The 13,781-nt window shown below is 69.2% G+C and carries 12 protein-coding genes; 6 read left to right on the top strand and 6 right to left on the bottom strand.

All coding sequences use genetic code 11. The annotated features are described in order from the left end of the window. Positions 1 to 227: 227 nt before the first annotated feature. Positions 228 to 1,106: a LysR family transcriptional regulator gene (locus tag QOZ99_RS19145; protein WP_306891594.1), complete on the bottom strand. Its 879-nt coding sequence runs from the start codon at positions 1,104 to 1,106 to the stop codon at positions 228 to 230. A 147-nt stretch (positions 1,107 to 1,253) separates the two neighbouring features. On the opposite strand from QOZ99_RS19145, the gene QOZ99_RS19150 reads away from it, so the two are divergent. Further along, positions 1,254 to 2,426 (top strand): TDT family transporter, encoded by a 1,173-nt coding sequence (locus QOZ99_RS19150; RefSeq protein WP_370876893.1) that lies wholly within the window; start codon positions 1,254 to 1,256, stop codon positions 2,424 to 2,426. Positions 2,427 to 2,570: 144 nt separating this feature from the next. Here the strand turns inward: QOZ99_RS19150 and QOZ99_RS19155 are convergent, their stop codons facing one another. Then, complete coding sequence (locus QOZ99_RS19155) at positions 2,571 to 3,908, bottom strand: dicarboxylate/amino acid:cation symporter (RefSeq protein WP_306891595.1); 1,338 nt, start codon at positions 3,906 to 3,908, stop codon at positions 2,571 to 2,573. Positions 3,909 to 4,116: 208 nt separating this feature from the next. Between QOZ99_RS19155 and QOZ99_RS19160 the strand changes: the two genes are divergently transcribed. Both QOZ99_RS19160 and QOZ99_RS19165 read left to right on the top strand, forming a co-directional pair. Then, complete coding sequence (locus QOZ99_RS19160; protein ID WP_306891596.1) at positions 4,117 to 5,970, top strand: sensor histidine kinase; 1,854 nt, start codon at positions 4,117 to 4,119, stop codon at positions 5,968 to 5,970. Next, positions 5,967 to 7,349: a sigma-54-dependent transcriptional regulator gene (locus tag QOZ99_RS19165; protein WP_306891597.1), complete on the top strand. Its 1,383-nt coding sequence runs from the start codon at positions 5,967 to 5,969 to the stop codon at positions 7,347 to 7,349. Before QOZ99_RS19160 ends, QOZ99_RS19165 begins: the two co-directional genes overlap by 4 nt. Before the next feature lie 45 nt (positions 7,350 to 7,394). On the opposite strand, the gene QOZ99_RS19170 is transcribed toward QOZ99_RS19165, so the two are convergent. The 4 genes from QOZ99_RS19170 to QOZ99_RS19185 are packed head-to-tail and all read right to left on the bottom strand — an operon-like array spanning position 7,395 to position 11,536. After that, a complete protein-coding gene (locus QOZ99_RS19170) occupies positions 7,395 to 8,324 on the bottom strand; it encodes an electron transfer flavoprotein subunit alpha/FixB family protein (protein WP_306891598.1) in 930 nt (309 codons plus the stop codon). 2 nt (positions 8,325 to 8,326) lie between these two features. Next, the gene (locus tag QOZ99_RS19175; RefSeq protein ID WP_306891599.1) at positions 8,327 to 9,082 is read right to left on the bottom strand and encodes an electron transfer flavoprotein subunit beta/FixA family protein; all 756 of its coding nucleotides are present in this window, start codon (positions 9,080 to 9,082) and stop codon (positions 8,327 to 8,329) included. Positions 9,083 to 9,128: 46 nt separating this feature from the next. Then, complete coding sequence (locus QOZ99_RS19180) at positions 9,129 to 10,307, bottom strand: CaiB/BaiF CoA transferase family protein (RefSeq protein WP_306891600.1); 1,179 nt, start codon at positions 10,305 to 10,307, stop codon at positions 9,129 to 9,131. Positions 10,308 to 10,336: 29 nt separating this feature from the next. Next, positions 10,337 to 11,536, bottom strand: coding sequence for an acyl-CoA dehydrogenase (locus tag QOZ99_RS19185; RefSeq protein WP_306891601.1), 1,200 nt, complete (start codon positions 11,534 to 11,536; stop codon positions 10,337 to 10,339). Between the two features lie 117 nt (positions 11,537 to 11,653). Here QOZ99_RS19185 and QOZ99_RS19190 point away from each other — a divergent pair, with 117 nt between their 5' ends. From QOZ99_RS19190 to QOZ99_RS19200, 3 genes are all read left to right on the top strand, one after another. After that, positions 11,654 to 12,562: a LysR family transcriptional regulator gene (locus QOZ99_RS19190; RefSeq protein ID WP_306891602.1), complete on the top strand. Its 909-nt coding sequence runs from the start codon at positions 11,654 to 11,656 to the stop codon at positions 12,560 to 12,562. Between the two features lie 210 nt (positions 12,563 to 12,772). Beyond that, the gene (locus QOZ99_RS19195) at positions 12,773 to 13,087 is read left to right on the top strand and encodes an alcohol dehydrogenase catalytic domain-containing protein (protein WP_306891603.1); all 315 of its coding nucleotides are present in this window, start codon (positions 12,773 to 12,775) and stop codon (positions 13,085 to 13,087) included. Then, entirely contained in the window at positions 13,084 to 13,767 is a 684-nt protein-coding gene (locus QOZ99_RS19200) for a zinc-binding dehydrogenase (RefSeq protein ID WP_306891604.1), read from the top strand. Before QOZ99_RS19195 ends, QOZ99_RS19200 begins: the two co-directional genes overlap by 4 nt. The last annotated feature ends 14 nt before the right edge of the window (positions 13,768 to 13,781 follow it).

A 13,781-nucleotide genomic window follows, 5' to 3' on the forward strand; every position in this document is an offset into this window, starting at 1 on the left:
ACGCTCGCTCAGCAGGAACAAATCACCCATGCCAGCCTCCTCAAGGGAGACTGTGAATCACAACTCAAGGCAGATTAATAGGTCCTGAGCCTAGAGCTTTTGCGGTGAATTCCGGTTCACCGGAAAAGCTCTAGGTTATTGTTCTGATGCATTTTCTTGACGCGAACCGGAATCCACTTCGCTCGAAAATGCTCTAGGCCGATGGACCTGCCGGCGATCGGTCCGCTTCACTCCTTCAGCGTCGCCAGCAGGGCATCGCCGATGCGGCTGCTGCGGCGCTGGCGGTGGCGCAGCACGTGAAAATGCCGCTCGGGCAGCAGGAACGGCACATGCCGCAGCAGCCCCGCCTCCAGGCTGGCGGCGGCGACCGAGGCGGAGAGCGCGGTGGCGCCGAGACCGGCCTCGACCGCGGCGCGGACCGCCTCGTTGGAGGGCAGCGCCAGGGCGACCCGCAGATCGCCCATCGAGAGCCGGTGCCCGGCCAGCGCCTGCTCGAAGGCCGAGCGCGTGCCCGAGCCCTCCTCGCGCAGCACCCAATCGCTCTCGACGAGACGTTCCGGGGCGAGGGCCGGCGCGCCGGCCCATGGATGATCCGGCCCGACCAGCAGCACCAGCTGGTCGCGCGCGACCGGCCGGCTGGCAAGATGCTCGCTCTCGACGATGCCTTCGACGAAGCCGAGTTCCACCGCGCCGCTCTCGACGGCTTCCGCGACCTGCGCGGTGTTGCCGACGCTGAGGCGGATCTCGATGCCGGGATGGGCGCGGTGAAACGCCACGAGGTGGCGCGGCAGCCAATAGGAGGCGATGGTCTGGCTGGCATGGACGGCCAGCGTGCCGCGCTGCAGCGTGCCGAACGCGCTCAGGGCCCGCTCGGCATGGGCCACCTCGGCAAGGATGGCGCGGGCATCGACCAGCAGCCCGCGACCGGCCTCGGTCAGTTCCACCCGCCGGCCGACGCGGTTGAACAGGCGGGTATCGTGGCGGGTCTCCAGCGCGGCGATGGCATGGCTGGCCGCCGACTGGGCGAGATTGAGCGACCGGGCCGCCTGCGTGACATGCTGGCGTTCCGCGACAGCGACGAAGATGCGCAACTGCTCAAGGGTCATCCAGGTCTCATAAACGATCCATATATCAGATTATATCGAGACATATCATCTATTGGAATGATTGTGAGCCGACGCCTAGCTTCCACCTCGCCGATCCCTGGATCGGCCGTGGCGCCCGGCGCGGAACCGGTGCGAGGAGGTATCTTCATGGCCCATGCCCACACCCCCGTTGAACCGGCGGCCGTAGCCGGGATGACGTCGCTCACCCGCATCGTGCGCAACTTCACGCCCAACTGGTTCACCGTGACCATGGGAACGGGTGCGCTCGCGCTGGTGCTGAACCAGTTGCCCATCGAGGTGCCCGGGCTGCATGCGGTGGCGTGCGGGCTGTGGATGCTGAATATCGGCCTGTTCGCCGGCTTCAGCCTGCTCTACCTCGCGCGCTGGGTGCTGTTTCCCGAGGAGGCGGCGCGGATCTTCCACCATCCCGTCATGTCGATGTTCTTCGGCGCGATCCCGATGGGGCTGGCGACCATCGTCAACGGTTTCCTCGCCTTCGGCCCGCCGCTGATCGGGCCGCAGGCGCTGGCGATCGCCCATGGCCTGTGGTGGTGCGATGCCGCGCTCGCGGTGGCCTGCGGGCTGGTGATTCCCTACCTCATGTTCACCCGGCAGGAGCACAGCATCGAGACGATGACGGCGGTCTGGCTGCTGCCGGTCGTCGCCTGCGAGGTCGCCGCCGCCAGCGCCGGGCTGCTGGCGCCGCATCTGCCGGCCACGGAGGGCTTTCTCGTGCTCGTGCTCGGCTACGTGCTGTGGGCCTGCTCGGTTCCCCTCGCCATGAGCATACTGGTGCTGCTGGTGCTGCGTCTTGTCCTGCACAAGCTGCCGCCCCGCGACATGGGCGCCTCCGCCTGGCTGGCGCTCGGGCCGATCGGTACCGGCGCGCTGGGGCTGCTGCTGCTGGGGGACGACGCGCCGTCCATCTTCGCGGCGAACGGGCTCGCCAGCGTGGGCGAGGTGGCGCGCGGGCTCGGCATCATCGGCGGCATCCTGTTCTGGGGCTATGGCGCCTGGTGGCTGGCCCTCGCGGTGCTGAAGACGCAGCGCTATCTGCGCGAAGGGATGCCGTTCAATCTTGGCTGGTGGGGCTTCACCTTTCCGCTGGCGGTCTACACGCTGGCGACACTGGCGCTGGGACGCATGACCGGGCTGGGCCTGTTCACCGTGAGCGGCATCGGGCTCGCCGTCTGCCTCAGCACGTTCTGGGTCATCGTCGCCGCCCGCACGCTGCATGGTGCGTGGATGACGACGCTGTTCGTCGCGCCGTGCCTGAAGGGGCAGAACGCGGTCGCCCGTTTCGAGGCCGATACGGTGTGAGAGCGCGGCTATCAGGGCGGGTTCCGGTTCACGGGAAGATGGCGGCTTGAAACACCGAGAGCCCCGGCGGTGAATGGATGCTTCATCGCCGGGGCTCTTATGTCGTGTGTCGAATGCCGTGTATCCCGCGAGCGGGTCAGCCCGTCACTCCGCCGGCGCGCTGGCGGCGATGTCGGAGACGTCCTCCGGCAGCTTGCCGCCGAGCGCGGCCTGCAGCTGGGCGTGATCGAGCTCGCCCTCCCAGCGGGCGACGACGACCGTGGCGACGGCATTGCCGATGAAGTTGGTGACGGCGCGGCATTCGGACATGAAGCGATCAATGCCGAGGATCAGCGCCATGCCGGCCACCGGGACGGCAGGAACCACCGAGAGCGTCGCCGCCAGCGTGATGAAGCCGGCGCCGGTAATGCCGGCCGCGCCCTTGGAGCTGAGCATCGCCACCAGCAGCAGCAGGACCTGGTCGGCCAGCGACAGGTGGATGTCCATGGCCTGCGCGATGAACAGCGAGGCCAGCGTCATGTAGATGTTGGTGCCGTCGAGATTGAACGAGTAGCCGGTGGGAACCACCAGACCGACCACCGAGCGCTTGCAGCCGGCGGCTTCCAGCTTCTCCATCAGGCTCGGCAGCGCCGCTTCCGAGGAGGAGGTGCCGATCACCAGCAGGATCTCTTCCTTGATGTAGCGGATCAGCGCGAAGATCGAGAAGCCGTTATAGCGGCAGACCGCGCCCAGCACGCCGAGGATGAACACCGCCGCCGTGAGGTAGAAGGTGGCGATCAGCATGGCGAGATTGGCCACCGAGCCGATGCCGTATTTGCCGATGGTGAAGGCCATCGCGCCGAACGCGCCGATCGGCGCCGCCTTCATCAGGATGGCGACCAGCTTGAAGATGGGCGCCGAAAGCGCCTGCATGAAGTCCAGCACCGGCTGGGCGCGCTCGCCGACAATGGAGAGCGAGAGGCCGAACAGCACCGAGAAGAACAGCACCTGCAGGATGTCGCCTGAGGCGAAGGCGCCGACAATGGTGTCGGGAATGATGTTCTGCAGGAAACCGATGATGCTCGTCTCATGCGCCTTGGTGGCATAGGTCTGCACCGCCTTGGCATCGAGGCTGGCGGGATCGATATGCAGCCCGGTACCCGGCTGCACGACATTGCCGATGATGAGGCCGACGATGAGCGCGAGGGTGGAGAAGGTGAGGAAGTAGATCATCGCCTTGCCGGCGACGCGCCCCACCTTCTTCATGTCGCTCATGCCGGCAATGCCGGTGGCGACGGTGAGGAAGATCACCGGCGCGATGATCATCTTCACCAGCTTGATGAAGGCGTCGCCCAGCGGCTTCAGCGAGGCGCCGAAATCCGGCCAGCAATGGCCGATCAGGATGCCCGCGGCGATCGCCACCAGCACCTGGACATAGAGCTGCTGGTAGAACTTCTTGGGGCGAACGGGCACGCCCGTCACGGGCGCGGAAATCGTGGCCATGGCTTTCCTCCGAGGGACTGGTCGGCTTGTTTGTCTTGGCAAGATCGCGCCAGCCCTTCCGCAAGCCCTGTGCCAGGGCGCGTGACGTGCGATAAGTCATTGTACAAACAGGATTTAAGCGAGATGGCAGATCGATGTCATCGTGATGCCGTGCGGAACTCCGCACGGAAAATCATTGCCTCATGCGAAATTCCGCGCAATATGAACCATGGCTTTTGCGAGTTTCCCAGCCGAGACGCGTACCCCCGACCGGGCGGGGCGGCGCCTCTGGCTGGCCTTTGCGCTGGTCTCGGTGCTGGCCACCCTCGCGGCCTTCGTGGTGGCCGCCGATCTCGGCCGTAGCCACGCCATCGCCTCGGTGCGGGCGGCCGGGGGCAGCGCCTCCACCCTCGCCATTGCCGTTTTGCGGGGGGAACTGGAGAAACAACGCGCGCTGCCGCTGATCCTCGTGCGCGATCCCGATGTCGAGGCCGCGCTCGACGGGGCCGATACGCATGAACTCGATGCCAAGCTGGAGGATATCGCCCGCGAGACGCGCACGGCGGTGATCTACCTGCTCGACCGGTCGGGCCGGGCCATCGCCGCCAGCAACTGGCGCGAGCCGACCAGCTTCGTCGGCACCGACTATGCCTTCCGCGACTATTACCGCGAGGCGATGGCCCGCGGCAGCGCCGAGCAGTTCGCGCTGGGCACGGTCAGCAACCGGCCGGGGCTCTACATCACCCGGCGCGTCGACGGGCCGGAGGGAGCGCCGGAAGGAGCGCTGGGCGTCATCGTCGTCAAGGTCGAGTTCGACCGGGTGGAGGATGACTGGCGCGCGCTTGGCGGGCAGACCCTTGTCACCGACGGGCGTGGCGTGGTCCTGCTCTCCACCGTGCCCGCCTGGCGCTTTCATGTGGAGGAGCCGCTGGCGCCCGCGGCGGCGGCCGAGATGCGCCGCACGCTGCAATTCGGCGACGCGCCGCTGCGGCCTCTGCCCTTCACGCGGGAGGACGACATGGTCACGGTCACCGGTGCCGCGGCGGGGCGCTATCTGGTGACGCGCACCGGCGTGCCGACGACGGACTGGCAGCTGGATCTGCTGCTGCCGGTGGAGCGCGCCATTCGCAGCGAGCGGGGCGACCTGCAGGCCATCGCCGCGCTGGCGCTCATGCCCGCCATCGCGCTCGCCGGCTTCCTGCTGCGCCGGCGCCGGCAGGCCGCCGCGCAGCGCCGGGCCGACGCGCGCATCAAGGCCGAGCTTGAACTGCGCGTCGAGGAGCGCACCGCGGCGCTGGCCGGGGCCAATGCCCGGCTGGTCGAGGAAATCGCCGAGCACGGCCGGGCGCAGGAGCGCCTGTCCGATGCGCGCGAGGAACTGGGCAAGGCCAACCGGCTGGCCACGCTCGGCCAGGTCACGGCCGGCGTCGCCCATGAGATCAACCAGCCGCTCGCCGCCATCCGCACCTATGCCGAAAATGCCCGCGCCCTGCTGAAGCGGCGCGAGGATGCCGCGACCGACATGGCGCTGGACAAGGTGGTCGCGCTCACCGAGCGGATCGGCCTCATCACCGAGACGCTGCGCGGCTTCGCCCGCCGGGGCGACGGGGCGCTGGAGCCGGTGCGGGTGGCGGATGCGGTGGCCGGCGCCCTGATGATCCTCGACGCGCCGCTGCGCCAGGCCGGGCTGGTTCTCGCCGTGGAACCGGTGCCGCCGGGACTGAAGGTGATGGCGCGCCGGGTGGAACTGGAACAGGTGCTGGTCAACCTGATGCGCAACGCCATCGAGGCGCTGGGCACCGTGCCGCCCGCCGGCTCCGCCATCGATGCCCCACCGCTGCGTCTGTGCCTCGACGCCGGCGCGGACAGCGTCACCCTCACCGTGGCCGATCGCGGGCCGGGCATGACGGCGGCGGAGGTCGCGGCACTGTTTACCCCGTTCCGCTCCTCGAAGCCGAAGGGCCTCGGGCTCGGCCTCGTCATCTGCCACGACATTGTCAGCCGGTTCGGCGGCACGCTGGGAGCGGCCTGCCGCCCGGGCGAGGGCTGCGCTTTCACCATCGTTCTGAAGAGGGCCCCATGACCACGCGCCCGCCCGATCTCGCCGCCGCACATCTGGCCATTCCGGAGGTTGCCTTCGTCGACGACGATGCCGACCTGAGGGATGCCAATGTGCAGGCGCTGCAGCTGGCCGGCTTCCGGGCGACGCCCTATGGCGGCGGGGCGGCGCTGCTGGAGCGGATCGGCCCGGATTTTCCCGGCATCGTCGTCACCGATGTGCGCATGCCGGGCATGGATGGGATCGAGCTGTTCCGCCGCCTGAAGGCGATCGATGCCGATATTCCGGTGGTGCTGATCTCCGGCCATGCCGACGTCGCCATGGCGGTGGAGGCGATGAGCGAGGGCGCCTATGACTTCCTCGCCAAGCCCTATGCCGGTGCCCGCCTCATCGAAACGCTGCGCCGGGCCAGCGAGAAGCGCGCCCTCATTCTGGAGAACCGCCGGCTGCGCGCCATGGCGGGCGGCTCGGAGGAGGAGGGCGCGCTGATCGGGGTGACGCCGGCCATGGTGCGGCTGCGCCAGACCATCCGCGACCTCGCCGATATCGATGTCGACGTGCTGGTGCTCGGCGAGACCGGCAGCGGCAAGGATGTGGTGGCGAGCCTGCTGCACAAGCTCAGCCGCCGCCGCGCCAAGCCCTTCGTGGCGCTCAATTGCGGCGCGCTGCCCGACAGCGTCATCGAGAGCGAATTGTTCGGCTATGAGCCCGGCGCCTTCACCGGCGCGCAGAAGAAGCGGGTGGGGCGCATCGAACATTCCAGCGGCGGCACGCTGTTTCTCGACGAACTGGAGAGCATGCCCCTGACCGCGCAGGTCAAGCTGCTGCGGGTGCTGGAGACGCGCGAAATCGCCCCGCTCGGCTCGAACGATCTGCGGCGGGTCGATCTGCGCGTGGTCGCCGCGACCAAGATCGATCTCGGCGATCCGGCCGGGCGGGGCGATTTCCGCGAGGACCTGTATTACCGGCTGAACGTGGTGACGCTGCGCATCCCGCCGCTGCGCGAGCGCCGGCGCGATATCCCGCTGCTGTTCACCCATTTCCTCGCCCGCGCGGCCCAGAAATATGGCCGTTCGTCCCCCCGGCTCGACCGGGCGGTGGAGCGCCATCTGGTGGAAAATGACTGGACCGGCAATGTGCGCGAGCTCTTGCATTTCGCCGAGCGGGTGGCGCTGGGCCTGCCCGAACCGGCGCCGGCAAGCGCCATGGCGGCGGATGGAGAGCCCGCCAGCCTGCCGGAGCGGCTCGGCGCGATCGAGGCCAATCTCATCCGCGAGGCGCTGGAAGCCCATGGCGGCGACGTTCGCGCCACGGTGCAGGCGCTCGGCATTCCCCGCAAGACTTTCTACGACAAGCTGGCGCGCTACGGCATCGAGCGGGCCGCCTATGAGCGGGGGAAGTGAACGCCGGAGGAGGCATCCCGGCCCCTCCGGCGCTGTTCTGTCAGGTCACAGGCGCTCGACCAGCTCCGGCACCGCCTGGAACAGGTCGCCGACCAGGCCGTAATCGGCGATTTGGAAGATCGGCGCGTCCTCGTCCTTGTTGATGGCGACGATGAGCCTGGAATCCTTCATGCCGGCCAGATGCTGGATCGCCCCGGAAATGCCCACCGCGACATAGAGCGCGGGCGCCACCACCTTGCCGGTCTGGCCGACCTGCCGGTCGTTCGGGGCGTAGCCGGCATCCACCGCCGCGCGCGAGGCGCCGACCGCCGCGCCCAGCTTGTCGGCCAGCTGCTCGATGAGCGCGAAGTTCTCCTTCGACCCGACGCCGCGTCCGCCCGAGACCACGATGCCGGCGGAGGAGAGTTCCGGCCGGTCGGCGAGGCTGAGCCGGTCCTCCACCCAGTGCGAGGCGGCGGAGGTGGAAACCGTCACCTCGATCGGCTCGATGGGGGCGCCGCCGCCGCGCGGGGCGGGCGCGAAGGCGGCGGTGCGGATGGTGGCGACTTTGATGGAATCGGCCGAGCGCACGGTCTGGATGGCGTTGCCGGCATAGATCGGCCGCTCGAACGTGTCGGCATCCAGGATGGCGGTGACATCCGACAGGATCATCACGTCGAGCCGCCCGGCCACGCGCGGCAGGATGCTCTTCAGGCCGGCGGTGGCCGGCCCGATCACATGGGTGTAGCGCGCGGCCAGCGTGGCGATCAATTCCGCCATCGGCTCGGCGAGCTGGCGGCCCAGCACGGCGTGGTCGGCGACGAGCACGCGGGCGACGCCGGCGAAGCTGGCCGCCGCGCTGGCCGCCGCGCCGACGCCTTCGCCCGCGACGAGGATATCGACCGCGCCGAGCGTGGCGGCGGCGGCGAGCGCCTTGGCGGTGGCGTCAGCCTGCAGGTTGGCGCCGTTGATCTCGGCGATGAGAAGAACCGTCATGGTCAGAGCACTCCCGCTTCGTCCTTGAGCTTCGACACCAGCTCGGCGACCGAGCCAGCCTTGACCCCGCCCTTGCGGGCCGGCGGCTCCACGGTCTTCACCACGGTGAGCCGGGGCGCGATATCGAGGCCGAATTCGCCGGCCGGCCGGATGGCGAGCGGCTTCTTCTTCGCCTTCATGATGTTGGGCAGCGAGGCATAGCGCGGCTCGTTGAGCCGGAGGTCCACCGATATCACCGCCGGCAGGGCGACGCCGATGACCTGAAGGCCGCCATCGACCTCGCGCGTCACCTGCGCCGCGCCGGCCTCGATGCGGATCTCGCTGGCGAAGGTCGCCTGCGGCCAGTCGAGGATGGCCGCCAGCATCTGGCCGGTGGCGTTCATGTCATTGTCGATCGCCTGCTTGCCGCACAGCACGAGGCCGGCCGCTTCCTCCCGCGCGACGGCGGCGATGAGCTTGGCCACCGCCAGCGGCTCGACATCCTCGCCCGGCGCCGTCTCGACGAGGATGGCGCGATCCGCGCCCATGGCCAGCGCGGTGCGCAGCGTCTCCTGCGCCGGGGCGGCGCCGATCGACAGCGCGACCACTTCCGACGCCGCGCCCTTCTCCTTCAGGCGGATCGCTTCCTCGAGCGCGATCTCGTCGAACGGGTTCATCGACATCTTCACATTGGCCAGCTCGACCCCGCTGCCGTCGGGGCGCACGCGGATCTTCACGTTGTAGTCGACCACGCGCTTGACGGGCACGAGTATCTTCATGGCCTGACAATCCCAGGATGTGAAAACGGAGGTTTGCGAGAGAGAGTCATGGCGGGCCGCCGGCCGGCCGGTCGTCGCGAAAATGCCAGTCGCCGGTGCCCAGCGCCGGCCCGGCGCGGTCGAGCGCCAGCGGGCTGCGCGAGAAGACCAGCGGGGTGCGCAGGCCCGGAATGCCCTCGGGCCGGATCACCAGCCCCCGCGCGGCGAGCTGGGGCTCGCCGATCGCCTCCGCCACCGTGTTGATCGGCCCGCCGGGAACGCCGGCGTCTTCCAGCGCGGCGATGAGATCGGCGCGCGTGCGGGTGCTCGTGCGCTCGGTGATGCGGGCGGTGAGCGTCGCGCGGTTGCGCACCCGCTCGGGATTGGTCGCGTAGGCGGGGTCGACGGCCACGCCCTCCAGCCCCAGCACGCCGCACAGGGCGGCGAACTGCCGGTCATTGCCGCAGGCGATGATGAGATGGCCGTCGGCGGCGGGAAACACCTGGTAGGGCACGATATTGGGATGGGCGTTGCCCATGCGGTGGGGCACGGTGCCGCCCGCCAGATAGTTCATCGCCTGGTTGGCCAGCACCGCGACGCTGGTGTCGAGCAGCGACAGGTCGACCTGCTGGCCGCGCCCCGACACCGCCCGCTCCGCCAGCGCCGCCTGGATGCCGATGACGCCATAGAGGCCGGTGAAGATGTCGATCCAGGCGACACCCACTTTCTGCGGCTCGCCCGAGGGCTCGCCGGTCAGGTCCATGATGCCGCCCATGCCCTGGATCAGGAAATCGTAGCCCGGCTGGCGCGCGCGCGGGCCGTCCTGTCCGAAGCCGGTGACGGAGACGTAGACGAGGCGCGGATTGGCGCTTGCAAGGCTCGCATAGTCGAGGCCGAAGCGGGTGAGGCCGCCGACCTTGAAATTCTCGATGACGACGTCGGCCTCTCCGATCAGCGCCTTCACCCGGGCGAGGTCGTCCGGCTCGGTGAAATCGCACATGACCGAGGTCTTGCCGCGATTGGCGGCGTGGAAATAGGCGGCGACCGTCTCCGTGCCGCCGCGCCCGTTCGGCCGCTCGATGAAGGGCGGGCCCCAGGTCCGCGTGTCGTCGCCCTCGGGGCTTTCCACCTTGATCACCTGCGCGCCGAGATCAGCCAGGGTCTGGCCGATCCACGGGCCGGCCAGGATGCGGGCGAGTTCGACAACCTTCAGCCCGTGGAGCGGCGGCAGCGCGTTCGTCGTCACGTCTCGGCATCCTTATGCGAAGGGCGCGGTCAGAACGCCTGGATTCCGGTCTGCGCCCGCCCGAGAATCAGCGTGTGAATGTCGTGCGTGCCCTCGTAGGTGTTCACCGTTTCGAGGTTCTGCGCATGGCGCATCACGTGGAATTCCTCGCTGATGCCGTTGCCGCCGTGCATGTCGCGCGCGAGGCGGGCGATGTCCAGCGCCTTGCCGCAATTGTTGCGCTTGATGAGCGAGATCATCTCCGGCGCCATGCGTCCCTCGTCGAACAGGCGCCCGACGCGCAGCGCGGCCTGCAGCCCCAGCGCAATCTCGCTCTGCATGTCGGCGAGCTTCTTCTGCACCAGCTGGTTGGCGGCCAGCGGCCGGCCGAACTGCCGGCGGTCGAGCGTGTACTGGCGGGCGCGGTGCCAGCAATCCTCCGCCGCGCCCATCACCCCCCAGGCTATGCCGTAGCGGGCCCGGTTGAGGCAGCCGAACGGGCCCTTGAGCCCGGAGACATTGGGCAATAGCGCGCTTTCCGGCACCTCGACGCCGTCGAGCACGATCTCGCCGGTGAGCGAGGCGCGCAGCGAGAGCTTGCCGCCGATCTTCGGGGCCGAGAGCCCCTTGGTGCCCTTTTCGAGCACGAAGCCGCGGATCTCGTCGCCATGCGCGGCCGACTTCGCCCAGACGATGAACACATCGGCGAAGGGCGCGTTGGAAATCCACATCTTGGAGCCGGTCAGCCGGTAGCCGCCGTCTATCCTTTCGGCGCGCGTGCGCATGCCGCCGGGGTCGGAGCCGGCATCCGGCTCGGTGAGGCCGAAGCAGCCGATCCACTCGCCGCGCGCCAGCTTCGGCAGGTAGCGCGTGCGCTGCGCCTCGTCGCCATAGGCGTGGATCGGGTACATGACGAGCGAGGACTGCACGCTCATCATCGAGCGGTAGCCGGAATCCACCCGCTCCACCTCGCGCGCGACCAGCCCATAGGACACGTAACTCGCGCCCGCCCCGCCATAGGTCTCGGGCACGGTGATGCCGAGCAGGCCCAGTTCGCCCATCTCCGCGAAGATGGCGGGGTCGGTCTTCTCCTCGCGATAGGCCTCGATGATGCGCGGCAGCAGCTTTTCCTGCGCATAGGCCTGGGCGGTATCGCGGATCAGCCGCTCCTCCTCGCCGAGCTGGTCCTCGAAATGGAATGGATCGGCCCAGGCGAAGGGCGCGCGGCTGGAGGCGGCGGTGGCGGACATGAGGCTCTCGACGGTTCGCAGCCGGAGGGCTGCCAAAAGGCTTCATGTCGATATCAAATGGTTTAGACGCCGAATAACCCGTTTTTGGCGTAGGTTGATGCATGTTATGCATAAGCGATGTCCCGCCCGCGCCGCTTCACGCCCTCGATCAGCCTGCTCTCCGCCTTCGAGGCGGTATTGCGCACCGGCTCGACCGCCGCCGCGGCACGCGAGCTGAGCCTCTCGCAGGGAACGGTGAGCCGGCTGGTCAAGACGCTGGAGGAGCAGCTCGGCCGCGAGCTGTTCGACCGCAAGCGCCAGCGCCTCATCCCGACCGAGGCGGCGCGCAGCTATGGCCGCGATATCAGCCGCGCGCTCGACCTCATCCAGCGCGCCGGCATGGAACTGATCGCCAACCCGGAAGGCGGCGCGCTATCGCTGGCTATCCTGCCGGCCTTCGGCACGCGCTGGCTGGCGCCCCGGCTCGGCCGCTTCGCCGGCGCGCATCCCGGCATCGCCATCAACCTCGCCACACGGCTGAAGCGCTTCAATTTCGACGCCGAGGGTTTCGATGCCGCCATTCACTTCGGCACCGACGACTGGCGCGAGGCGGATCACATGAAGCTGTTCGACGAGAGGCTGACCGCCTGCATCGCGCCCAGCCTGTTCGCCACCCATCCGGTGCGGGCCATCGAGGACATGCGCGGCCTGCCGCTGTTGCAGCTGGAAACCCGGCCGACGGCCTGGAGGCGCTGGTTCGAGGTGCAGGGCGGCACCGCGCCGCAGGGGCGCGGCATGCTGTTCGACCAGTTCGCGCCGATGACGCAGGCGGCGATCGCCGGGCTCGGCGTCGCCCTGCTGCCGGAATATCTGGCCGATCCCGAACTGGCGGAGGGGCGGCTGATGCCGGTGCTGGAGCACCCGGTCGCCGGGACCGGCTCGTACTGGCTGGTCTGGCCGAGCGCCCGCGCCAACCACCCGCCGCTGGCCGCCTTTCGCAACTGGCTGGCGGGCGAGTTGAAGTCGCGCGAGGGGGAGGGAGGATGAGCCCTTCCGCGAGCGATCGCGCGCGCCGCGCTCACGAAGGGGCATTCGCCAATCGGGCGAGGGCATAGATAATGCGGCTTGCCGGGCCGGGGGCCATCGGCCGCGCTCATCTCGCGAGCGTCATCGGCGCCTTCGGCAGGCCATCTCGCACGTGAAGACCGCGCGGGAATTCCGCGCCTTTCGATCCTGCCGGCAATCGGGGAGACGCCAATGTTCCGGGCCATCATCATCACCAAGGACGCCGACCTCACCCGCGCGGATCTCACCGAGCTTGACGAGAGCGCCCTGCCGGACGCCGACGTCACTATCGCCGTCGATCATTCCACGTTGAACTACAAGGACGCGCTGGCCATTGCCGGCCGGGGGCCGGTGGTGCGGCGCTTTCCCATGGTTCCCGGCATCGATCTGGCCGGTACGGTGCTCGCCAGCCGCGCGCCCGGTGTTGCGCCGGGCCAGAAGGTGCTGGTGAACGGCTGGGGCCTGGGCAGGTGCATTGGGGCGGGCTGGCGGAGCGGGCGCGGGTGAAGGCGGAATGGCTCGTGCCGCTGCCGCCACGCTTCACCACGCGTCAGGCGATGTCCATCGGCACGGCCGGCTACACCGCCATGCTGTGCCTCATGGCGCTCGAACGCCATGGCGTGACGCCCGACCGCGGCGAGATCCTGGTGACGGGCGCGTCGGGCGGCGTCGGCAGCTTCGCGGTCGCCCTGCTCGCGGCGCGCGGCTACACGGTCGCCGCCGCGACCGGGCGGGCCGAGGAGGCCGGCTATCTCGCGCGCCTCGGCGCCGGCCGGATCGTCCCGCGCCGCGACCTGGAGGCGCCCGGCCGGCCGCTGGGCAAGGAGATGTGGGCGGGCGTCATCGACAGCGTCGGCGGCATCGTGCTGGCCAATGCCTGCGCCTCCACCCGCTATGGCGGCACGGTGGCGGCCTGCGGGCTGGCCTGCAGCATGGATCTTCCCCTTACCGTGGCGCCATTCATCCTGCGCGGGGTCACGCTCGCCGGGGTCGACAGCGTCTATTGCGATGCGGCGACGCGGCGAATCGCCTGGGACCGGCTGGCGGACGAACTGCCGGAAGGGGTGATCGAGCATATCGCCCATGTCGTGCCGCTCGACGCGGTGATCGACCTCGCCGGCGATCTGCTGGCGGGAACCATTCGCGGGCGGCGGGTGGTGGAGATCGGCACCGCCGCCACGCGCTAGGGCGGATCCGGGGC

The organism is Ancylobacter amanitiformis, from assembly GCF_030814815.1.
Classification (GTDB): domain Bacteria; phylum Pseudomonadota; class Alphaproteobacteria; order Rhizobiales; family Xanthobacteraceae; genus Ancylobacter; species Ancylobacter amanitiformis.